The organism is Sulfidibacter corallicola, from assembly GCF_017498545.1.
Lineage (GTDB): Bacteria > Acidobacteriota > Holophagae > Acanthopleuribacterales > Acanthopleuribacteraceae > Sulfidibacter > Sulfidibacter corallicola.
In genome coordinates this window covers 7,810,597-7,833,320 of sequence record NZ_CP071793.1, presented here as the reverse complement: position 1 = coordinate 7,833,320, position 22,724 = coordinate 7,810,597, and the positions used below count along the sequence as shown (strand labels likewise).

Annotated in this window: 15 protein-coding genes; 14 read left to right on the top strand and 1 reads right to left on the bottom strand. The window is 60.0% G+C overall.

The window, feature by feature from the left end; genetic code table 11:
• The first annotated feature begins 13 nt into the window (after positions 1-13).
• The 4 genes from J3U87_RS24075 (at position 14) to J3U87_RS24060 (ending at position 6,460) form a co-directional block, all read left to right on the top strand.
• A complete protein-coding gene (locus tag J3U87_RS24075; protein ID WP_237378332.1) occupies positions 14-448 on the top strand; it encodes a hypothetical protein in 435 nt (144 codons plus the stop codon).
• 736 nt (positions 449-1,184) lie between these two features.
• Positions 1,185-3,020 carry an SET domain-containing protein gene (locus tag J3U87_RS24070; protein WP_237378331.1) on the top strand — a complete coding sequence of 612 codons (1,836 nt, stop codon included), beginning with the start codon at positions 1,185-1,187 and terminating at the stop codon, positions 3,018-3,020.
• Between the two features lie 53 nt (positions 3,021-3,073).
• Positions 3,074-3,556 (top strand): CesT family type III secretion system chaperone, encoded by a 483-nt coding sequence (locus J3U87_RS24065; RefSeq protein WP_237378330.1) that lies wholly within the window; start codon positions 3,074-3,076, stop codon positions 3,554-3,556.
• Positions 3,557-3,640: 84 nt separating this feature from the next.
• Positions 3,641-6,460, top strand: coding sequence for a hypothetical protein (locus J3U87_RS24060; RefSeq protein ID WP_237378329.1), 2,820 nt, complete (start codon positions 3,641-3,643; stop codon positions 6,458-6,460).
• Between the two features lie 126 nt (positions 6,461-6,586).
• On the opposite strand, the gene J3U87_RS24055 is transcribed toward J3U87_RS24060, so the two are convergent.
• The gene (locus J3U87_RS24055) at positions 6,587-10,834 is read right to left on the bottom strand and encodes a DEAD/DEAH box helicase (RefSeq protein ID WP_237378328.1); all 4,248 of its coding nucleotides are present in this window, start codon (positions 10,832-10,834) and stop codon (positions 6,587-6,589) included.
• A gap of 551 nt (positions 10,835-11,385) precedes the next feature.
• On the opposite strand from J3U87_RS24055, the gene J3U87_RS24050 reads away from it, so the two are divergent.
• The 10 genes from J3U87_RS24050 to J3U87_RS24005 all read left to right on the top strand — a co-directional run bounded on the left by J3U87_RS24050 (position 11,386) and on the right by J3U87_RS24005 (position 22,669).
• Positions 11,386-12,375 (top strand): TAXI family TRAP transporter solute-binding subunit, encoded by a 990-nt coding sequence (locus tag J3U87_RS24050; protein WP_237378327.1) that lies wholly within the window; start codon positions 11,386-11,388, stop codon positions 12,373-12,375.
• A gap of 8 nt (positions 12,376-12,383) precedes the next feature.
• Complete coding sequence (locus tag J3U87_RS24045) at positions 12,384-14,411, top strand: TRAP transporter permease (RefSeq protein ID WP_237378326.1); 2,028 nt, start codon at positions 12,384-12,386, stop codon at positions 14,409-14,411.
• 115 nt (positions 14,412-14,526) lie between these two features.
• Complete coding sequence (locus J3U87_RS24040) at positions 14,527-14,919, top strand: YciI family protein (RefSeq protein WP_237378325.1); 393 nt, start codon at positions 14,527-14,529, stop codon at positions 14,917-14,919.
• On the top strand, positions 14,888-16,141 hold the full coding sequence (locus J3U87_RS24035; protein ID WP_237378324.1) for an RNA polymerase sigma factor: 1,254 nt from the start codon (positions 14,888-14,890) through the stop codon (positions 16,139-16,141). The genes J3U87_RS24040 and J3U87_RS24035 overlap by 32 nt, the downstream gene beginning before the upstream one ends.
• Positions 16,142-16,459: 318 nt before the next feature.
• Positions 16,460-17,500, top strand: a complete 1,041-nt coding sequence (locus tag J3U87_RS24030; RefSeq protein ID WP_237378323.1) for a hypothetical protein — start codon at positions 16,460-16,462, stop codon at positions 17,498-17,500.
• A 547-nt stretch (positions 17,501-18,047) separates the two neighbouring features.
• A complete protein-coding gene (locus J3U87_RS24025) occupies positions 18,048-18,434 on the top strand; it encodes a VOC family protein (protein ID WP_237378322.1) in 387 nt (128 codons plus the stop codon).
• 16 nt (positions 18,435-18,450) lie between these two features.
• Positions 18,451-18,864, top strand: coding sequence for a hypothetical protein (locus J3U87_RS24020; RefSeq protein ID WP_237378321.1), 414 nt, complete (start codon positions 18,451-18,453; stop codon positions 18,862-18,864).
• A 192-nt stretch (positions 18,865-19,056) separates the two neighbouring features.
• Positions 19,057-19,734 (top strand): DJ-1/PfpI family protein, encoded by a 678-nt coding sequence (locus J3U87_RS24015; protein ID WP_237378320.1) that lies wholly within the window; start codon positions 19,057-19,059, stop codon positions 19,732-19,734.
• 489 nt (positions 19,735-20,223) lie between these two features.
• Positions 20,224-21,960, top strand: coding sequence for a histidine kinase (locus tag J3U87_RS24010; RefSeq protein WP_237378319.1), 1,737 nt, complete (start codon positions 20,224-20,226; stop codon positions 21,958-21,960).
• A gap of 1 nt (position 21,961) precedes the next feature.
• Positions 21,962-22,669, top strand: coding sequence for a LytR/AlgR family response regulator transcription factor (locus J3U87_RS24005; RefSeq protein WP_237378318.1), 708 nt, complete (start codon positions 21,962-21,964; stop codon positions 22,667-22,669).
• Positions 22,670-22,724 lie beyond the last annotated feature (55 nt).

Here is a 22,724-nt window from a genome sequence, read left to right as displayed (position 1 = left end):
AAGGAGATAAAGCATGACGACCACGACTTCAGTTCAAACCACTTCGGAAGACAGCATGACCAAATTGACCTGGGCCTACAAGGACTTCAGCCACGATCACATTTCAGAGGTCATCAAGGAAGTCACCAACTTCCTTCTCAAGCTATCCCCAGCCCAAGCAAGCAAGGCGAAGGTTGCCATTTGCGACAAAAAAGACGGCAATGCTCGCGGCATCGTCTACTACGTCTCCAATGGCGACATTTCCAATATCTCCGCCTTCCTGACCAACTGGACGGATGCCGACGAGTACTCCGATAAGGATTACATCCAGCTTTATCGGTTCGGGCTCGACACGATCAATGGCCTGGACAACGACCAGGCGCTCTCATGCCACGTGGGCTTCACCAACCGCAAGGATGGCAAGGCCCATCTTTGCGTCTGGTACGGCCAGAACTTAGAGGGGAACTAGTCACCCCTTTTTCCAATCGGCAACCCGGCGTCGCGTTGGCTCCGGAGCCATGACGGTTCACGCGACCCGATCCCCGGCAACGAGGATCGGGTCGCGTTCGCGTTTCGCACCCGCCCTCTATTCGAACTGGTCCAAGAGCCGAGCGAACCGCATCTGGTCGCGGAAAGAGCTCTGGCTTACACTGAGATCCAGTAACGAGCACCTACTTTTCAAACCGGCCCCAACGAAGCTATCCAAGAGAAACGGGCTCGCGGTCGCCACATGTTGGGCGGAACCTCCCGAGGCACTCGCCCTATCCGTTGAAGCCCCTCGGGATCCCAGCCGGGGAATCATTTCTGCAACTGCGCCCCGCCGTTGGCGCACGTTCTCCGAATCCGTATCCCACGAAAGACATCCCACAGATATAACCACTTATATTTGAGCTAGTTGTAAAATTTCCAATTTTATTGAAAAAAAATGCGCAGTTTCCCAGGCTCCTTCCGGTCTTACCAAATGACGGGGCGAGGAAAGCGGAAACAGCCGCCCCCCCGGCGACATCGACCTCGATCGACGCACTCACCGGCCCGCGCGATAGCGCACCGTTCCGGATGAGGCAGCATCGAAACCCCAGGAGGCCGCGACCCATGGGTCCGGCGCCTCAACGGCACCGCTGTGCCTCGATGGCGTCCTTGGAACCGCGGGACAGGATCGATGGGATGTCGCACGACGCGCATAAACCAACGTGAGGAGAGACATCATGAGCCACGCGATCATGCCACCCAAAACCGACGCCATGTCCCGCATGCAGCAATGGTTGAAACGGGGAGGCTGCCGGTTCCCCGAGGTGGAAATCAAAACAAGCGCTGGTGAACATCGCGGCCTCTATTGTCGAAGCGATGTACGGAAAGGCAATCAGGTCCTCGAAATCCGACGCCGGTTCATGATGTGCGGTGACAGGGCCTCCCAATCGCCGATCGGCCAGGAAATCGTCAAATCCGGGATCACGCCGGCCTTGAAACAATCGACACTCGCGGCGTTCATTCTGGTGGAGTTGCATCGGCCCGATTCCTTTTGGGCGCCCTACCTGGCGACCTTGCCCAAAAGCTTCGACGAAGTCCCGCTCTTCTTCGACAAAGAAAGGCTCGCAGACCTGAATGGATCCTACATTTTGGATTGGGTGCAAACCCGACGGGATGCCATCGAGCAGGACCACGCCCTGCTCAAAACATCGGTTCCCCGATTCGTGTTCAGCCTGGCCGAGTTTTCCTGGGCCATGACCGCCATCAATACCCGCGCCTTTGCGGTCCCTTCCCGCCGCGGCGGCGTCGTGCCCGCGATGATCCCGTTTCTGGACATGGGCAACCATTCGGAAACTGCCGTGACCCGGTGGGTTTACCAAGAGGATCGGGCGGCCATGGTGTTGAACGTGACGGATGCCGTCCGCGCAGGCCAGCAGCTCTATTTACACTACGGCGCGAAATCGAAAGCGCGATTCTTTGCGGGATATGGATTCATTCCCGACGGTATCGAGGAAGACCAGACACGCATCACGGTCTCCCTGCCGCTCGTCGATCCTCACTACTTCACGAAGCGGGGCCTGTTCCAAGGCGAAGAAACGCGAACTTTCACACTTTCCTCGAAGAACTTCGACGGCCTGGCCGAAACGCTTGACGCGATCCACGTGACCCTGGCCAACCCGAAAACCGAGCGCGAGTACGATGCCCTACTCGGTAGAAAGTTCACGAACATCGATCACGAGCGCATGGCCCTGCACATCACGGCCGCTCTCTGCGACGACAAGTTGGCGTCCTTCACTCGAGAGCTATCGGAAAACGAAGCGCGACTGAAGCATGCCGAAGGTCACGCGATCCACGACGATCGCGACCTGCGGGTGCTTCGCATGGTCGTCGCAGAGCAACGGGTGCTTCACTCGGTTCGAGATTTCTGCCACGGGGTAGCCGGCTTTGCACGAGACGTCACCGCCGGAGGGATCTCCTCGGTCCTCGCGGCACGAGTTTCCCGAATCTTTGAAATCGACACCCAACGAACGTGGTTCGACCGCTGGCGAAAAGAACGGTTCCCGAGATTCGAACACCACAAAACACCGCGAACCCCATCTGTGCGCGATGAGTCGATCTCCCCCCAGGTGGTTTTGAGCGCGGTGACACCCGCGATGTGGCCCTCAATCTACCGGTTGCGGACGTCATCCGCGGGCCACCAACCAACGGACCATCCCGAACATCACATGGCCGCTGCCTGTTTTTCCGACGGCAGGGTGAACAACGTGGCGATATTCCGTGACGCCCACATCATTGGCTGGATGACCTACAAGATCGAAACCGATGAAACGATTCAACTCGGTGGTATTCACATTGACCTCACCCAACCGCAACAGGACGTCGTGGAGATCGTCCTGCACAAATTTCTCGCAGCGCTGACCCAACTTCAGCCTGACTGCTCCGTGGTCGCGCGCGTCCCACGTGAACGGCTGGAACGGGTCGACCTCTACCTATCCCGGGGATTCCGGCTCAGGCATGCGCCCATCCAGGAGTCCACCCATTGGGAAATGGCCCTGTGCCTTGCCTCCCAATGATCCACGGAATTCGCTCAACGAAAAAATCATAGGCACGACCAAGGAGTAATGAAATGAACGAGACCATGAACCAAATCAACACTTGGCTGAGTGAGTTAGGCGCAGAAAGTGGCGCCACTTTGACCTTGGATGAACACGGCTGTTGCCCGTTGGTGGACGCGGATGAAACCGAAATGGAAGTCCATGCGGTGCCCACCAGCGATTGCTTTTTCCTCAACGCCAAAATCCTGGCCCTGCCGCATACCAATCGGGAACAAGTCTTCTATCAAGCATTGACCTTGAATTTGTTCCAACAGGAAACGCGCGGTGCTTCGGTGGCGATCGATCCGAACGACGAAAGCTTGATGCTCTGTTTTTCCAAAGCGGTTTCGGAGACCGATGCCACGATGTTTCAAAATATCGTCTCCAACCTGTTCCAGACGGCTTCACACATGCGGCGGGAGCTGAAGGTCGAGGAAGTTTCCGATCCGTCTCCATCGGCGGGGGACGCCCCCTGGGAAAACCACCAATTGGTCAATTTCATGAACTTCGCCTAAAGGGATTCACAAGACCCTTTTCAGGGTGGGCACCGAATATAAACCTAGTATCACGAAAATACTATTCAAAGAGCAGAGGATAGCATGGCAAACAAAATCCCCATGATGAAAACTTATCAGCCTATTGGCAATAACAACCATAGAATCGTCATGAGACCACTCAACAATCTCAACCAAATCGGCTTCATGAGTGGGAACCCAAGCGCTTCAAAATCGAAACCGGATCCGACCGCGACGAGCCGTCTCGAAGATTCTTCGAATCAGAATCTTGCGCTTCAATCCCCCTCAAAGATGAGCGGCCCGACAGAATCCTTCAAATTCAAGGAAACCAAAGGTCATAGTAACCAACAGGTACTGATCTCCAATAAAGCAAACGATCTATCGGGAAAAAAGAGATTTCAGGTCGTCATGTCGGCGAATACCACGACTCAAAATGTGGAATTCGCGGCTCCCGAGAAACGGTTGACCAAGGATCAGCGAGAGCAGAAGCTCAGGGATCAGGTGAAAAGTTACTTTGACAACGTGCGCGTATTGCTGGATTCCAAGAACGCGAACCTGACCGGGATTTCCCATCGAGATGGCACCACGCGGATTTTTGCTCAGCCAGAATTCACTTGGATGGCCCCGGACGGAGGACCCCTCACCAAGTCCGAGAGGGATTTGGTGTACAACCTACTCATGGAAGGCAGTCAATCCGAAGATTTCAAAAACGTCATCTTCGTGTTCGGAACCATGGTCAGCATCGCGCCCCCCAAAGCTGCCGAATGCATCAAGGCCGACGACCTCAAGGAGCTTTCCCAAGCCGTGGATGAAGTGGGCGGCCTGAATGTGTCCACGGAAGAGTTGGAGGCGGCCTACGAACATATGCACGGGCCCGAGCACGAAACGTTCAAGGGCGATATTTCCAGTGGGCGAGCATTGTTGAACACGATTGGCCTTCACCTGAGCATCGCGAGGTCAAAAGCTCAGGATCAGGGTCCTGCGGAGTCCAAGGAGCAGAACGATGCCCCTCAAGACCGACAGGGCATCGGGTCACTGAGCAAAGAGGTGGTGGCCAACTCCATCAAAGCGGTGGGCATCGAAAAAGGACTGAGGTTTTTCGATCATTACAGTGGTGGGCCCGACGGGTTCGATGATTTGGCGAAGGATTTGACGAGCGATAAAGACACCCAACAAATTCTCGAGCTCTTCGCGGACGAGTCATCACCTGCCAACCGAGAGAAAGCGATCGACGCCTTGCTCGGCCTGATGAGGCACGCCAAAAGCGGCATTGGTAAAAAAATATCGAGTTTCAACGCAAATTATCTTCACCTGACCTCCGCGGCGGAACACAACAAGGCAAGGCGTGAACTGGCGACCCAGGTGCTCGAAACGCTGAAACTCGTCACCAGCGGTGACAAGTCGTCACGAGCGCTCATCGATTTTGCCTATGACTTCGTCCTTCCCTCGACCATGACCTATCCCGAGATGAAATGGAAAAACGATAAGATTTCGGCGTTCAATACACGCAGTCAAGAATGGAACGACAGAGTCAAAGAGAACAACGATCAAATAGAGAATGCCAAAACCTCGATACAGAACCGCAAAGCCAATATCCTGGCACTTCAAAATGAAATCCAGGATCTCAAGGGCGGCGACGAGTTTAAAACCGCAAAATCCCTCCTTTCCAGAGTGGCTGAATCGAAAACGAAGCTGAATGTTCTTTTGCAGGAAGCCAAGCAGGAAAGTGGCGCAAAGAAGTCGAACAACAACCGGAACAAGATGAGCCTGAGAGAACGGCTGCGCCAAAAATCATTGAATACTACTAAGAAATCGAGTTCAAACGATCACTCGAAAAACATCAAAGCGCTTCGAGCGGACATCAAGACTATGGAAAGCGAACTGAGTAAACTCAGGAGCAAAAGCCCCGCGGTCAAGACACTCATCGCAAACAAGGGGAAAATTGAAACCCATCAACGCTATATTAAAACCCTCAACAAGAGATTGATTGATTTGCAAAAAGAGACGGATTCGTTTAACAGTCGCCTCAAAAAGAATGGGGAGTTGGTTAAGAACGATCAGGCCCTTCCCGATCGAAACGCCTATATCTGGAAGCGTGTCTCCAACGAGTGCCTGACCGTCGAAGGCGGAAAAGGTAAAGACGCAAAATCGCAGATCATTCCCAAGGTATCTATTTCCACCGCGGATTGTCCCGACTCTTACGCGCTCAAAAATGCCGGCCAAATGAACCTCCAGCGGGTGGTGAACGGCGTCAACGGGCTCACCATGGCAGCGGAGCAAAAAGACATCGACAAAGTGCTCGAGAACACCCCTACCCCGGTATTCGATCATAACTTGAACATGGGGATCGAAATCTGTCTCGATGCCTCCTATGGGGTTCTGGAACAACGGTTGAAACACGACCCCAAAAAACCTATAGACCTTCACCTTTTGGTTTCAGGCGGCTTGCGAACGGGACAGGCCAACTACAAGGGGGCGAGTCAGACCGTCGAAGTCGATGGCAATCGAGGCACCAACGAGTCGACCAAAGGGACCAACTATTCCCATGTCCGGATCGGTAAGGATACCCAAAAGGCCAATGAGGCATTGCGCCGCACCGTCACCTTGAACGACGGGCAACTCAGTGTTCATGAACGGACATTCCGGGAAATGTATCACCCGACCATTCGCCAGTTCAGCACCACCGATGTATATCCGTCGGCATCCTACGTGCCTGATCCTTCCAACGACTCGGATACCGACTACGACAGTAGCGAGGAACTCAAAACGGTTCCCATCCCGAAGTATTCGAAAACCGAAGCCACTGCCAACCCCAAACAAAAGCCCAATCTCGCGGCCAAAGCATCACAGGAAGACCTGAAAGAAGAGATAAAAACGATATTCGAACCCAAAACCCAGGAGTAACCCTACTCGATGGGCAACCATGGGCAGCCGGTCCCGCAAGAGCGGGGCGGCTGCCCGTTTTCTTTTCAATTTGGCCGTTTATCTGGACCTGGAGAGAGACCAAACCGAATAGGTTCCACCGCTCGCTCATTGGCGGAGCAGGGCCAGCAACTCGTCGGCGCTGAGGCGGGTGCCGGCATCGGCGCCGTCCAACAGGCTCTCGGCCAAATCGCGCTTGTGGCGGTGCAGGTCCACGATCTTCTCCTCGATGGTGTCCTTGGCCACCAGCCGGTACACCGTCACCGGCCGCTGCTGCCCGATGCGGTGGGCGCGATCGCTGGCCTGATCCTCGACCGCCGGATTCCACCAGGGATCCATGTGAATGACGTAGTCCGCGGCGGTCAGATTCAAGCCGGTGCCGCCCGCCTTCAGGCTGATCAGGAACACTTCGCCCTGGCCCGCCTGGAAGGCGTTGACTCGCTTCTGGCGCTCGACCTGGGGGGTGCTGCCGTCCAAGTACTGGTACGCCACGCCGCGCCCGTTCAAATCGTCGCGAATGATGTGCAGGTAATCGACGAACTGGCTGAAGACCAGTGCCTTGTGGCGGTTCACCAGCAACTCGTCCAATACCTCGCCGAAAACCTTCAGCTTGGCCGAGTCCAGCCGGCTCTCGCGCAAAGCCAGGCGGGGATGACAGCATCCTCGGCGCAAGCGCATGATGTGCGAGAGGATTTCCAGGTGGCGGGCGCCCTGGCCTTTGGTGGTCGGCTCGGCCAGTTGATCGAGCGCGTCCCGTCGCAGGGCTTCGTACTGGTCGCGCTCGGCCTCGCTCAACTCCACGTGCAACACGATGTCCGTGCGCGGCGGCAGCTCTTCCAAGACCTCGTGCTTCATGCGCCGCAGGATGAAGGGCCGCAGCAATTTCTGAAGCCGCATGCGTGCGCGGCGGTCGCCCAGCTTTTCGATCGGCGCCGCGAAATCGGTGTTGAACCGATCGCGGGACCCGAGCAGTCCGGGATTGATGAAGCGGAACAGGTTCCAAAGCTCGCCCAAATGATTCTCGATCGGCGTGCCGGTGGTGATCATCTTGAAATCGGCGACGAGCTTCATCGCCGCCTTGGAGCGCCGCGTCGCGGGGTTCTTGATGGCCTGGGCCTCGTCCAGCACGCTCGTATGCCAGGTGCGCGACGTCAGTGCCTCGGCCTCGCTCACCAGGAGGCCGTAGCTGCAGATCAGCACGTCGAAGGGACCGGCGGTCGCGATCGTTTCGGCGCGATCCGAAGCCTGGGCCAGGATGCGCGGCCTGAGTGTGGGGGCGAATCGGTGAATCTCGATCTCCCAGTTGAGGCAGACGGAGGTCGGCGCGACCACCAGGGCCGCCCCCTGCGGCGCGCGAGTCAGCATGAGCGACAAGGCCTGGATCGTCTTACCGAGACCCATGTCGTCGGAAAGGCAGGCACCCATCCCCCAATGCGCCAGGCGCGCCAACCACCGGAACCCCTCCACCTGGTAGTCGCGCAGCTCCGCCGTCAGGGTGGAGGGCACCTCGGCTTCGAGGACTTCGCCCTCGGCGATCCGCTCGCGAAACTGGCGCCAGGCGCCGTCGGTCGTCACTTCGCCCGCATCGGCGAGCACGTCTTCCAGGGCGAAGCTGGCCAGCGGATGCACGCGCAGGTCCTCCTTGCCGTTGGGCTCGGAGAAGGCATCCAGTTCCTCCAGGCGTTTGCGGAAATCTTGGGTCAAGGCCAAAAACCGCCCCTCGTCCAGAACCACGAATCGGCCCTCGCCCTCCAGAGACATGCGAATCAATTCGCGAATCCCCAGCACCCGATCCTCGTCGACCACCACTTTGCCCTTGATGGCGAACCAATCGCGGGCCGAGCCCACCTGGATCTTCATATCACCGGAAGACACTCGGCCCACCACGCGGAAGGCCTCGCCCTCGGGCCATTCCAACAGGATCCGGTCACCGAGTTCGTGAAGTTCCAAAAGGAGCTCCAGGCACTCTTCCAGCTCGGATAGGAACCACGGCGGCGTGTCGTCCGCAAAGGGCGCCAGGTGCGGGCAGGCCTGAACCACTTCGTCCAGAAGCCTCTGCTCCGCGCCCAAATCGCGCATGGCGCAGACCCGTTCGCCGTCGACTTCCACGATGACCGAAGACCTGCCGGTGCCGGGATTCATGTGCGGACCCCGATCGCCGAGCGGTTTGACCACCACCAGCACTTCGAGGCCCTCGCCACGGGGCACCAGACGCAGGTGCGGCGTCGGGTCGCCCTCCACTTGCCGCAATTCCGCGCTTTCGATGTCGGAGTGCACCGTCATGACCGGCGCGAAGTTGGCGACGACCTTTTCCAAGCGGGATCGCTCGGTTTTGGGCACCGTCAGTCCCGCGTTCAACACCTGAGCCAACTGGAGATGTTTCTCGTCGAACAGGGTCACGATCAGGCGCGACTGCCCTTGTCGCTCGAGGACATATCTCTCCTCGCGCAACTCCTCCGGTGCGGGCGACATCGTCACGCGATAGCCGTCGGGGCCCTCGGCCAAGCTGAGCTGCGGCTCGCCGCGCACCAGTTCGACGGGCACCAGCTTCTTGACTTCTTCGAACACCAGCGGATGGCCCGCCAATTCGTGCAACAGGTGGCCCACGGTGATGCCCTCGTGGCGCGCGTCGTAACCGCGAAGTGCTTCCAGCAGGTTGATGACGTGGCGGTCCTGATTGCTGAGAAAGGGTTCCTCCCACAGATCCAGGACGATGCGTTCGGGCCGCATCTCGCGCCCTCGGCTCCAGGTACCGCGCTTGGCATTGAGCTTCTGCACGCGCGGGTAAACCTGGTTGTAGGCGTGCTTGTCGAGGTCGATGCACCAGATCAGGCGCCGATCGTGCACATCGGGCCCATCCGCGCCACTCACGTTCATTCGTTCGAGCACGGAAAGGCACCGTTCCCAGCGGGGAACCACCCGCATCAGACCGAGCAGGGGTTGGGTGCCGGTTCGCTCCGCGAAATCGCGAATCTGCGCCGCCACATCCACGACATCGGATGTCAGTGCCAGGCCCTGATCGCCGATGATCGCCTGCATTTCCATCACGAGCCACGGGTAGGTCTCCGCTTCCGCCAATTGTTGGACCCGGGTCAAGGTTCGCTCCTGCAGTTGCGCTTTCGCGGAAGGGGCGGTCCAGGTTTGGATCAGGTTGCACATCCAATCGATCAGCATCCTGTCGACGACGGCGGGCCCCGAGAGCCTGGGCCGCATCAACGGAAACATCACCGTAGCGTTCCCGCCCGATGCCATCCAGGCCAGGAAACCCCTGAAGTAATCGTCCAAAAGGCTGGGGAAGGGATTCAGTGCCTCCTCCAGCAAGGGTTCCAACCGAAACACACCTTCGCGATCGCTTCGGCAGATACAAAGTAGCATGGGCAGCAGGGCAAACAGGCCCTTGTGGCTGCACCAGGTGGTCCGGGACACGGGAGCGGGCGCGGCCATCGATCGTTCGAAATGGTCCAGGGCCTCGTCGAAGCGGCCCTGCGCCATCGCCACGCAGCACTGCCAAAAGTGACCGGTTTGGGCATCCAGGTCCTCCCATGAAGGAGATTGCTCGAACAGTTGCCCTTCGAGGAATTGGATGGTCAACACCTGCTGGGTCAGTACGAAGGCCTTTCTCCGGTCCAGCGCAAAATCACTGTGCAACAACGTGTGGGCATGACCCAGGTAAGGGGCGCTGTCCATCCCTCGATCCAAAGCGTACCGAAAGAAAAAACTCAAATAATCCACTTGGATGTGCGGGTTCATCAGGGGAACCAAATCGGGTGAAAAGGACCGAAACAAACGGATCAGTCCTTCGCTTACCGACCGACCTACGTGGGGATTGGCGGCGATAGCCCTCAGTTCGTGAAAATAGGGCTCGAAGCGCTCGCGTTCGGGTAGCCAGAGCGTGAGCATCATTTCCCGCCGCTGCATGTCACTGTCAAGACGCCGGTACCGATGGGGGTCGAAACAAACCTGACAAATGGTCTCCGCGAACGCACCGTACATCCCCTGGGAAACCAGGTCCCACATCACCAGGGTGTGCAGCGGTACATCGAAAATGTCCGGTAACGCCTCCCGAAATCCACGTTTTTTTCGTCCCTGCGCGGGATTTCCGTTCAGCGCTCGGCGAAGATGCTCCTCGAAAACCGGTTGGCGCCTGCAGAGCGCGTTCAGGTATTTGTCGAAAGTGTAGACGGAAAAATAGACGCCATCCGGGCCGAAGATCTTGAGCCGGTTCAGGACCTTGACGGCCTGATTCGACGTGAAGCCGTGCTGCATGAGAACCAGCAGGCGGACCACGTGGCGGTCGAGTTCCTCGAGATCTTGATAGGAAGACTCCAATTTGGAGGGTGTATCGGAGGTATTCATGGCAGCTCTTCGGGACCGACCCGTGGCGAAACGCGATGTCGGTGTCCATGACCCGGACACGATCGAATCGCGACTCATCGGAACACCGCCGGGGGGGCATCGCGGCGGTGGGCTTCGAGGGGGAAAGGGCCGATTCAGCGCAAATTCTGACGAAATTCTCAAAAAACGCAAGCGCGCGTGACACGCCTTGGCATCCAAGGCGGAGAAGTGTCTGGCAATTCAGCGGAAACGGCGCTCATCGCTCTGTTGATGCGGTGTTGGGAACCCTTGTCACCGCATTGACGTAAACACCATTTGGTTCTAACATGAAAGCTTCACTCTAAACAGGTTCCCCCGTGGTTTTCCAGCATTTATTGATGATCAGGGGCTTTGTTTCACCCCCCCTGCGGTACGCTCCCAAATCGCCTTTTCGCGTTTCGACCCCCCCCAGCCGGAACCTGTCCCGAACGAGAAATGACGAGGGGAACGTGCGAATGTTCAAATTAGAGGATCAACCATTGCAGACACATCTTTCCGTTCATGTTTCCACTATCCTTGGTCGCCTACTGGTCATGAGTTCGTTGATCACCCTTGTGGCCTGTAATCAAACCCCTACGGCCCAAACCTCGGAAAAATCCGCGCCCGAACGCACCTTTCTCAGCATCGGGACCGCACCGCCCGGTGGCGCCTTTTTCGTCGTGGGCGGCGCCATCGCCCAAACGGCCAGCGATTTCCAGGACGACCTGAATTGGGAAGTCAGCGCGGAAGCCACCAAGGGCACGCAGGAAAACATCCGCCGCCTGGACAAGGGCGAACTGGACATGGCCCTCGCCAACGCGGCCATCGCCTATTTCGCGGTGCGCGGTGAGGACGGTTGGGACAAGAGCTATCCCATTCGCTCCGTCATGACCCTGGCCCCCAACGTCGCCTTGTTCGTGACGCCCGCTTCTTCCGGCGTCAAAACCATCGCCGACCTGAAAGGCAAACGGGTGGTCGTCGGCCCGGCCGGTGCGGGCTTCGAATTCTTCATTCGCCCGATCCTCCAGGCTCACGGGGTGACCTACGAGGACTTCACCCCGGTCTACGCCACCCAGAGCGGTGCCGTGGACATGCTGGCGGACGGATCCGCCGCCGCGGCCTTTCTCGGCGGCGCGGTGCCCACGGCCTCGATCACCCAGGCCTGTGCCGGCCAAGACATCCACTTCATCCCCTTCGACGAAGAGGCCCGTCAAAAATTGATCGCCGATTATCCCTTCTTCGTGGGGGCCACGATTCCCGCGGGCACCTACAAAGGCATGGACACGGAATTCAAGGGCCTGAACGTGGGTTCGATGATCCTGGTGACCGCGTCCGAGACGCCCGAGGAACTGGTCTACCAGTTCACGAAGCGAATCTACGAGCACCGCGACGAAGTGGTGCGACGTCACCCGGCCGGCAAGGCCATCAACCCTAAAAACGCACCGCGTTCGACGGGCCTGTCCTTCCATCCCGGCGCCATTCGGTTCTACACCGAGTCGGGCATCTGGCCGGAAACGCCGTCGCCCGCCGAAGCCTCCGAATAGGCGCACGCATGTTGGCGCGCCTGAAAAGCGGCCTTGAAATCGGGGCCGGTGTGGCCCTCTGCCTGTTCGTCCTGGCGGAGGTCAACTACCCGCAGATGCAGCCCCAATCGCAACTGGCGCTGTTCGCCATGTTCGGCCTGGTCCTGTGTTTCCTGAAACGCCCGCTCCACCCGGCCCTGGCCGATCACACCTGGGCCCAAATCCTGGATTTCGGGCTGGTGGGGCTCAGCATCCTGTCGCTGGGGTTCCTGGTCGTCCAGACCGAACCCTGGTGTGCCGCCTTGTGGTTGAACGACCTGCCGCTGGGCAACCGCGCGGGAATCGAAACCCGGTGGGACATCCTGGCGGGCGCCGTGGGTCTGTTGCTCATCCTGGAAGCGACGCGGCGCGCCATCGGCTGGACCTTGCCGCTGCTTTCGAGCGCCTTTCTGCTCTATGGCTGGCAGGGTCGCGCCATGCCGTCCTGGCTGTTTCCTCATCGCGGTTACGATTGGGAACGGCTCGTCAGCCAGTCGTTCCTGCACAGCCAGGGCGTGTTCGGACCCGCCCTCAAAGTGATGTTCACCTTCGTGTTCCTGTTCGTCCTGTTCGGGGCCTTCCTGGAGCGGACCGGCGCGACCAAGGCGTTGATTCGCCTGGCCCAGCGCCTGTTTCGCCGCAGCCAGGGCGGCTCGGCCAAGGTCGCGGTCGTGGCCAGCGGGTTGATGGGCTCGCTCTCGGGCAGCGCCGTCGCCAATACCGCCACCACCGGAACCTTCACCATTCCGCTCATGCGCAGCTCCGGTTTCCCCAAAACCTTCGCGGCGGCCATCGAGGCCGCGGCCAGTTCCGGCGGGGCCCTGGTGCCTCCGGTCATGGGCGCCGGTGCCTACATGATGCTGGAGTTGGTCATGCCCCAGGTGACCTTCCTCCAAATCATGCGCGCCGCGGTCTTCCCGGCCCTGCTCTACTATCTGGCCCTGCTGTTGTTGGTCCACTTTCTGGCGGCCCGATTCGCTGCGGAGGGCGGCGCCTCGACGGAATCGGTTCCCGCGGCATCCGAGGTGCCGGCCTCGACGGAGGACGCCAGCCCCGGCACACCGACAGCCCCCGCCGACGAATCCTCCGAGCCCGAATCCACCGGCGAACGTCACAAGGTGTTCATCTTCACATCGGCGTTTGCCGTGTTGGTGGCATTGCTATTGTGGGGTTTCAGTCCCTTTCGCTCGGTAACCATGACGATTCCGGCCATTCTCGTCCTGAGTTGGTTGAAACCCGAAACCCGACTGGGGTGGCGGGAGCTGCTGGCCGTGTTTCGCGGCGCGGCCTCCCAGGCGATCCCGTTGGTCGTCGCGGCGGCCTGCGTCGGCATCGTCATCGGCGTGGTGACCCTAACCGGCCTCGGCATCAAATTCCCGGCGGAATTGATTCCGCTCGCCGAGAAGCATTTGGTCCTGGCCCTGATACTGATGATGGTCGCCGCGTTGATCCTGGGCATGGGCCTGCCCTCGGCCGTTTGCTATCTCCTGCTCGCTTCGCTGATGGGCCCGGTCCTCACCGACCTGGGCGTCGTGCCGCTGGCCGCCCACTTCTTTATCTTCTACTTCGGCCTGCTCTCGATGGTCACGCCACCGGTGGCGCTGGCGGCCTACACTGCGGCCTCGATCGCCGACAGTCACGTCATGCCCACGGGCTGGGCGGCCTTCCGCTTCAGCTTCGCCGGCTTCACGCTGCCCTACGCCTTCATCTTCCGGCCCGAGCTGCTGATGCTGGCCCCGGGATCCACCCACGAACCGGCCGCCTGGAGTGCGGTCGTGCTTGGGTTGATATTCGCGTTGGGCGCGGTCCTGGCGCTCGCCGCATCGCTTTCGGGCTATTGGTTCCGCCCGCTTTCCCTCTGGGTGCGCGGCCTGTTGTTCGTCCTGGCCTTGCTGCTGCTGGCGCCGCAAAACGGCACGCTGGGCCCGCTCGTGTGGGCCGCGTTACCCGCGCTGGCGGCCCTCGGTCTGGGCCTGTGGCGCACCCGGATCGCCACACCGACACAGTCGGTCGCCTGACGGGGGACGCGATATGCGTTCCCCACCACCGGTTTTCCCTGCCCTATTGACTTCGCCGCGCCCCTCGTGATTTGCTGAAACACACCCAATTCCCACTTTTCGGAGCAGTTCGGCCATGCTTTATTCCGTGCTCATCTACGACACCGAGTCGGTGATCGACGCCCTTTCCGAAGAGGAACACAAGGCGCGTCTCGACCGGCATCTCCACTTTCAGGACGATCCGCGCGACCAACAGGAGCTGGGCGCCGTGGTCAAACTGATGCCGACCACCACCGCCGTCACCCTGCGCGGCGGACCCATCGAGGACACCGTACTGGACGGCCCTTTCGCCGAAACCAAGGAACAGTTGCTGGGGTTCTACCTGATCGAATGCCCTTCGCTGGAAGCCGCGGTGCAGCAGGTCAAGAAGCTGCCGTTGGAGACCGGGGCCGTCGAAATCAGGCCCGTAGCCTATTTTGAAGGCGGAAACTTCAAGAATGGATCCCCACTGGTTATCAGCGACCCTTAGTGCCGCGCGTCCGCGCGTCGTGGCGGCCCTGTTCCGCTACTTTCGCGACCTGGACGAGGCCGAGGATTGCTTTCAGGAGGCCTCGCTGCGTGCCCTTCGCGCATGGGGCGAGCGCGGGGTGCCGGACGACGGGATCTCCTGGCTGATCAAGGTCGGCCGCAATATCGGCCTGGACCGCTACCGCAAGCAATCGCGTTACGTGGCCTCCGAGGAGACCGAGCCCGTCGCCTCGGATCCCGAGACGGAGTACGTGGCCCAACTGGACGCCCAGGATTATCGAGACGACATGCTGCGGCTGCTGTTCACCTGTTGCCACCCGACCCTGCCGAAACCGCAACAGGTCGCCCTGGCGCTCAAGGTCATCGCCGGCCTGCGCGTCGAAGAGATCGCCAAGGCCTTTCTCGTGCGGGTCAAGACGATGGAGCAGCGCATCACGCGCGCCAAACGCGCCCTGGGCCAGGCCCGTATCTCCCACGACCCACCCAGCTCGGCCGAGCGCGACGAGCGGTTGAAGGCGGTGAGCACCGCGATCTACCTGTTGTTCAACGAGGGCTATTCCGCCGCGGCAGGCGAGGCCCACATCCGCGTGTCGATCTGCGAGGAAGCCATTCGCCTGGCCCGACTGCTGTTGCGCCTCTTCCCCACCGAAGCCGAAATCATGGGGCTCCTTTCGTTGTGCCTGATCCAACACAGCCGCCACCGAGCCCGCCTCGATGCGTCCGGCGACATCGTGCTGCTCGAGCACCAGGACCGCGGTCACTGGGATCGCGGATTGATCGCGGAAGGCTCGGTCCTGCTGGAAAAAGCGCTGCGCAAGCGGCAGCCGGGCCCCTTCCAGATCCAAGCCGCGATCGCCTCGGTTCACGCCCAGGCCCGCACGGCGGAGCAGACGGACTGGGCGGAAATCGTTCGGCTCTACGCGCTGCTGGAACGCGTCCACCCCTCCCCCGTCGTGGTGCTCAACCGTGCCGTCGCGGTGGCCAAGGTCGATGGCCCCGCGGCCGCCCTGTCCCTCCTGGAACCGCTGGAGGCGAAACTGTCCGGGTACTTCCATTACCACGGCGTGCGCGGGGCCTTGTTGGCCGATTTGGGGCGACGCGAAGAGGCGCTCGCGGCCTTCCGGCTGGCGCTGACCCACGGCGGCACGGCCGCGGAAACGACGCACATCCGCCAAAAAATCGAGGAACTGGGCGCCAACCCGGTCATCCCTCCACCGGCATAGAAAAACCCATAGGAGATCGGCTACACGACCGGGTCGGAGCATGTTATCGGCAAATTCCGGGAAAACGACGGCATTCACCGGAACACACTGTTGCAGTTGATTCGGGGGTGTTTCGAAAAATGTAATTTTCTTGGCGGGAAGCTTTTCTAAAAGGGCCTGTTCTAATTGAAGCTCGGACAAAGCGCTTCAGTGTTCCATCGTTTTTACATAAGGTGAGCCCTCATGAGATTCTCATTTTCATTCGCACTGACCACGTTTCTTATTCTTGCATTCGGTACCATATCTGTTTTGGCAGGTGACGATCTTACCGGTAAATACATGGTTTTTTCCACAATTCACAAGACCGGCTCCACGACCCACGTCGTCCTGGGTCAATACCATTTCACGAGCGCCAGCGAAGTCGTTTACAAATACATCGACATCAACCCCGGCACGACCTCTCGCAGCGCGGTCGAAGAACGCACCGGCCAGAGATGGCTCTACAATCCCCACTTCGTCCAAAACCTGACCGACCTGCCGGTTTTCGAAGGCACCTCCGAGAATCCCACCGACCTGCGCAACCGCCTGGTGGAGCGATATGGCGAAAATTACGAAGATTGGCGTTTCGAACCTTGCGAAACCGGTGAAATCACCCGCCCCCGCACTTCCGGCATGCAGGAAGTCGTCGGCACCTATACCTACAACGCCGGCCATACGGCCGATTTGACCGTCGAGGTCTCCAACACCGAGTACTATTGGCAAAGGCTGGGCGACCAGTGGCGCCTGCTCAACTTCGTCTCGTCGACGAGTGGAACCCAGGGCAGCGAGATCGTCAGTATCGGTTTCGAATCGGAACGCGCCGGTTACCTGCACTATACCAAGCTGGCAGACACCTATGACATGTACTTGAACCAGGACAACGATTTCGACGGCAATTTCGACTTGGGCCCGCTCGATCAGTACGGCAGCCACTCGATCCCCTTCAATTTCCATCCGGACTACGGCCTGTTGGCCTACACCCAGGGTGCCTATTTGCAAACCCCCGGCAATTACGGCGGGCTCTACAACGGTTACGACTCTAAAAACTGCCGTTCCGCCTGGGTCGCCCATTCCTTCCTGGTCAACCAACACGCCAACTGGCCCAGTTTGATGAGCTACCTGACCAGCCACATCTACGACAGTGGCGGCCCCACCTGCAACGCCACCTCCGATTACGGACCCTACTGCTACGATCCCGAAGAAGAAGCCAACGGCCACAAAACCCTGTTGCTGCCCGTCTACATCAACGGTCGCATCGACAAGATGGTCTTCGTCGAGGTTTCGGCCAACGACGGCAACCGCTACCCGATCGTCTCTTGGGGTTACCTGCAAGGTCGTTGATTCCGCCCATTGACCTGATCAATGACGGCGCGGCACCCCTCGAGGAGCCGCGCCGTTTTCGTTTGACCCTACCCTCTTGAAACGAATCCGTCTGGCGTGCCCTTACTTCGAGAGATTCGTCGTGCCCAATAGGTTCAGCAGGGGCGGTAAGCCCGCCGGCTGAACTTGTCGAAGCGATCGGCGCATTGCAGGTTCGAGACTTGAAAGAAAGAAGTACTGCCCATTGGGAGAGCATTGAAGCATTCGGCTTCGGAATGTGCGACCAGCGGTCGCACCTACCTGGCCATACCGGCCCTGCACGACGACCCTCTCTGGCAGCCAGGAACAGCATGCCGGCTCGCTTCGCGTTGTTTCTTTCCCGAAATCGAGCTAGGCGCCCGCGCCGTTTGTTCGCAGCTCTTTTTAAACAAGTTACCTTCCAAAACAAAGGCCTTTCGATATTTTTTCAAAAAAAATCGGAGGTCGATGTCGGAATCGCCGCGCGACCCACGTCCTCTGGGTGATCAATCGCGAGATTGATCTTCGAACACCCATTCAGGAGGACAACATGTCTCAAGATCCGAATTTGATCCACGGTAACTTCAGTTGGATGAGCCACATCGGCGGCGACCGCAGCGAGGTCACCGATTTCTACCGCACGTTGATCGGTTGGGAGCTGGTCGATCAGACGATGGCGAACGGGGCCACCTATACCGTGATCAAGAACGGTGAGCAAATGGTGGGCGGCCTGCCTCCCGTGACCGAGACCCCGGCCCAGTGGCTGCCCTACATCACCGTCGACGACGTGGATGCGCGCGTGAAAACCGCCGAGACGCGGGGCGCCAAGGTCGTCGAGCCCGCCAGAACCGTGGAGGGCGTCGGTCGCATGGCCACGTTGCAGGATCCCTTCGGCGCCTCCTTCGCGCTGATCACCTACGAATCGCAAATGAAGTGAGCGAAAGGAACCGGTGATGAACAAACATCGCTCCTTCATCGCGGCCACGGCCATTTTCGTCGTCTACACCTTCGTGACCGCCCTTGGCTGGCACCTGGTGGTGTTCGACGGATACTACCGAACGCTGGAGATCTACCGAGATGACAAGATCATCCCCTTCGGATTCGCGGCGATCCTGGTCCAGGGGGTGGTGCTCGCCTACCTCTATCCCCGGATTTTCCCCTCGGGCTGCGCCTTGCGAAACGGCTTGAAGTTCGGGTTGCTCGCCGGTTTGTTCGGGTGGACCTACTCCACGTTGGCCGTCGCCGCCAAGTTCTCCATGACCTCGGTCCCCGGTTTCGTACTGATCGAAACGGGTTACAACATCGTGCATTACGGCTTGGCGGGCCCGCTCATGGCGATGGCCTACAACAAATCGACCGAGACCTGACGGCCCACCGCCGTTGGCTCTTCCCTTTCGGGGCGCGACACGCCCAGCGATGTCGCGCCCTTTTTTTGGGCAGGGATGCCGTTCGCGACGCCGGCATGCCGTTGACGAACGAAACGCGCACCGAGCACCCGATCGGGACTAGCATGGCGACACGGTCCTCGAGGCCGAACCAAGCGATCCCGGAGGATGCACATGACGTTTCCCCGCCTTTTGATTCCGTCCCTGGCTTTGTTGTTCCTGATTCAGGCCCACGTGGCCGCGGCGCCGCTCAAAGTCGGCGTCCTGGTCTACGACGACCTGACCATCAGCGAGATCACCGCGCCGCTCGAAGTCTACGGCATGGCCGGCCCCAACGGCGAACGCCCGTTCGAGGTCGTCCTGATCGGCGCCACCAAGAAACCGGTGAAGAGCCACGAAGGCTTGCGCTTCTTCCCGGAGGTAACCTTCGACACCTGCCCGCCACTGGACGTGCTGGTGGTGCCGGGCTCCATGGACGCCTCCGTCGGCGAAAAGAACCCGCGCGTCCACGCCTTTCTCCAAAAGCACTCGAAAAAAGTGGCTTACGTAACCAGCCATTGCGCCGGTGCCTTCGTGCTGGGCAACGCGGGTCTGCTCGACGGGCGCCGTGCCACCACCTACCTGACCGGTGAGAAATTGTTACAGCAACAATTTCCAAAAGCGAAAGTCCAGGGTCAGGAGATCAATTTCGTGGTCGATGGCAACCTGGTCACCTCCAAGGGCGCGCTCGTGAGCTACGAGGCCAGCCTGTGGGTGGTGCGCCAACTGGCCGGCGACGCCCACGCCGATTACGTGAACGGTCGCATCTACCTTTCGCGCCTGAACAAGGCGAACGCGGTCCACCTCCACTAGTCAGTGCCCATCCAGAAACGAAATCATATCTACAACCCAAGCGGTCCGGCTGGATGGGCACGCGATCAGGTATCAGGCGTCAGGTCTCAGCAAGATACGTGTTCATAGGTAATTAGCTGACACCTGATACCTGACTGCCGATACCAGATGGTGTTGGCAACCCTGCCGATTCAGAGGGGCATTTTCAGAAATACCCTGTTTCTGGATGGACACTAGTTGGGTGCCCATGGGTGCCCATCCAGATGCAGACACTCCGACCCTTGGCAGGGTCGGCCGGCTGGATGGGCACGCGTTCAGCTTTCGGCTTTCAGGTATCAGATCCTCATCCAGGCACATGGGTCTCCGCCCATACCTGATCCCTGATACCTGACCTGATACCTGATACCCTGCCCATCCAGCGCGAATGCCCGCGATGCGGGTCCCCCCTCCCGCTGGATGGGCACCCCAGTGCTACAATAACCACGCTTCGACCCATCAGTGACGGTTGCCATGGTTTTCTTTTTCGCCATCTTCTTCGGGTTTGTCGCGCCGACTCCCGACCAAACACCCAACCGATTCTTCAACGCCTTGGACGGCCAGGCGCTCCTGACCGGTTGGTACATCTGCGAGGATGCGGGTTTCGCGCATCCCGATCAGGTACCCGAAGATCAGTGGATCCCGCTGGAGACCTACCTGGCGGCCCCCCATCGGGGTCAGGGCGTTTGGTGGCTGCAAACCCGTCTCGAACTGGACGATCGCCTCGCCGGCAACCGCATTCTCTCGCTCTGTCCCGAAGGACTGGCCTCCGCCACCGAGGTCTACTGGGACGGTCACCTTCTTTCCAGCAACGGCACGGTCGGCGCCGAGCGGACGGCCGAACGGGTGGGCCGGTTTTACGAACCGGTGCCGATCGATCCCGCCCTCGTGAAACCGGGCTCGCATACCGTCGCCATCCACATTTCCAACCACCACAACCGCCATTTCTGGAACGACGCGCAAATCATGTTCGGCCGCTACGACGACCTGATGAAAGGGATCGGGATCTGGCAGGTCCGGGTCTACTTCCTGGTCGGCCTGTTGTTCGTCACCCTGATCCTCAACACCTGGTTGTTCTTCCATTCCCGGCACGAGCGCGTCTACCTGTTCGTGGGGCTGGTGTGCACCATCCTCGCCGGGCGCCTGCTTCTCGAAAACATCTGGGTCTTCGATACGTTGGACACGACCTACTACGACGTCCAGAATGCCTGGCGGCAGCACGCCACCTTCCTGGCCGGTTACGCCGTCGCCACCTTGCTGCTGTTCCATTTCCAGATGTCGCGCTGGGGTGCCCTCGCGCTGTTCGTCCTCTTCGGCAGCCTCTACGCGTTCAGACCACCGGGCGATGCAGCCGCCTATTTGGGCGTGGCCGGGTTCGCCATGTGCGGACGCGCCTGGGCCCTTCGCAAAAGCGGCGCGATCGTCCTTGCGGCCGTTCTGGCACTGGGCATCGCCACCTTACTTCTGCCGATTCGGGCCGGCATCGATCCCCTCTCGTGGCTCGGCAGTTGGATCGTGCTCGGCTTCAACTACGCACTGGCCAAACGCTTCGCCGACAAGGAACGGGAGCGGCAGGACGCCCTGTTGCGGTCGGCCCGCCTGGAAAACCAACTCCTGAAGAGCTCGATCAAGCCGCACTTCCTGATGAACGCGCTGACCTCGATCGTGGCCTGGATGCGGCGCGACCCGGAAACGGCCGCCGATCTGGTACAGGCACTGGCCGACGAGTACCGAACCATCTCGGAGATCGCCGATCGCAAGACGATTCCGCTCGCCCAGGAATTGGAGCTCTGCCGAAGCCATCTCCAAATCATGAGTCTGCGCAAGGACGCCGTGTTCCGCTTGGAGGCGCCCGAAGTCCCCGCCTGCGAGGACATTCCGCCCCTGGTTCTCCACACGCTGGTGGAGAACGGTTTGACCCACGGTTACGAGCATCGCCGCGAGGGTCGGTTCCGCTTCGAGCTGGAAACCACGGCGCGCGGCATGCGCTATCGCCTGTTCAACGACGGCGACGTCGAGGCCACCCGCGCCGGCAGCGGCACGGGGATGAAGTACGTGCGCGCCCGGCTGCGGGAATCCTACGGGGAGAATTGGAACCTGGTGTCGGGACCGGGCCAAGATGGTTGGGAGACCACGTTCGAGATCTACCGCGATCCCGCACCGGCCGCCCTGGAACTGGGCGCACCCAGCCCCCTGACGCGGAGATCGTGACGTGCGCATCCTGATCGTGGAGGACGAACCGCCCATCGCGGAAGATCTACGCCTGCTCGTCAGCCGAATCGTGGGCCCTCGGCTGACTTCGATTCGCATCGAAACCACGCTGGGCGCCGGCTTGGACAGCCTGGCGGAGAAGCCGGTGGACCTGCTGCTGTTGGACCTGAACCTACACGGCCGCAACGGATTCGACCTGCTGAAGGAAGCGGTGGCCCATTCGTTCCACACCATCGTCGTTTCGGCCAACACCGACCGCGCCCTGGAGGCCTTCGAATACGGGGTACTGGACTTCGTGGCCAAACCCTACAGCGAGGACCGCCTTCGCAAAGCCCTGATCCGATTGGACGATCCCCGCATGGTGCAAAGCCACGAGCTGCGGTTCCTGGCGGTTCGCGAAGGTTCGGGGGTGACCTTGGTCCCGGTGGACGAGCTGTGTTACGCCAAGGGAGCCGACGTCTACTCGGAACTCCACCTGCGCGACGGCCGCGTGGTGTACTGCGAAAAGACGCTGGCCCTGTTGGAACAGCTCCTGGGCGATCGCGCGGTCCGTGTCCACAAGTCCTACCTGGCGATACGGGCCCTGATGCGCGGCCTGCGCTCGGCCTCCGGCGGCAAACACGAGCTGATTCTGGCCAACGAAGAACGCCTACCCGTGAGCCGCATGCGCTACAAGGCGTTGCGCGCCGAGCTGGAAGCACGGGGGTAGGCACGGCGGTAGGCACGGGGGTAGGCACGGCGGTAGAGCCTAGGCCCGCGTGGCG

Bases quoted from the DNA above. Each gene is read 5' to 3' on its own strand.
- J3U87_RS24075 (WP_237378332.1), top strand. From the start codon at position 14: ATGACGACCACGACTTCAGTTCAAACCACTTCGGAAGACAGCATGACC.
- J3U87_RS24070 (WP_237378331.1), top strand. From the start codon at position 1,185: ATGAGCCACGCGATCATGCCACCCAAAACCGACGCCATGTCCCGCATG.
- J3U87_RS24065 (WP_237378330.1), top strand. From the start codon at position 3,074: ATGAACGAGACCATGAACCAAATCAACACTTGGCTGAGTGAGTTAGGC.
- J3U87_RS24060 (WP_237378329.1), top strand. From the start codon at position 3,641: ATGGCAAACAAAATCCCCATGATGAAAACTTATCAGCCTATTGGCAAT.
- J3U87_RS24055 (WP_237378328.1), bottom strand. From the start codon at position 10,834: ATGAATACCTCCGATACACCCTCCAAATTGGAGTCTTCCTATCAAGAT.
- J3U87_RS24050 (WP_237378327.1), top strand. From the start codon at position 11,386: ATGAGTTCGTTGATCACCCTTGTGGCCTGTAATCAAACCCCTACGGCC.
- J3U87_RS24045 (WP_237378326.1), top strand. From the start codon at position 12,384: ATGTTGGCGCGCCTGAAAAGCGGCCTTGAAATCGGGGCCGGTGTGGCC.
- J3U87_RS24040 (WP_237378325.1), top strand. From the start codon at position 14,527: ATGCTTTATTCCGTGCTCATCTACGACACCGAGTCGGTGATCGACGCC.
- J3U87_RS24035 (WP_237378324.1), top strand. From the start codon at position 14,888: ATGGATCCCCACTGGTTATCAGCGACCCTTAGTGCCGCGCGTCCGCGC.
- J3U87_RS24030 (WP_237378323.1), top strand. From the start codon at position 16,460: ATGGTTTTTTCCACAATTCACAAGACCGGCTCCACGACCCACGTCGTC.
- J3U87_RS24025 (WP_237378322.1), top strand. From the start codon at position 18,048: ATGTCTCAAGATCCGAATTTGATCCACGGTAACTTCAGTTGGATGAGC.
- J3U87_RS24020 (WP_237378321.1), top strand. From the start codon at position 18,451: ATGAACAAACATCGCTCCTTCATCGCGGCCACGGCCATTTTCGTCGTC.
- J3U87_RS24015 (WP_237378320.1), top strand. From the start codon at position 19,057: ATGACGTTTCCCCGCCTTTTGATTCCGTCCCTGGCTTTGTTGTTCCTG.
- J3U87_RS24010 (WP_237378319.1), top strand. From the start codon at position 20,224: ATGGTTTTCTTTTTCGCCATCTTCTTCGGGTTTGTCGCGCCGACTCCC.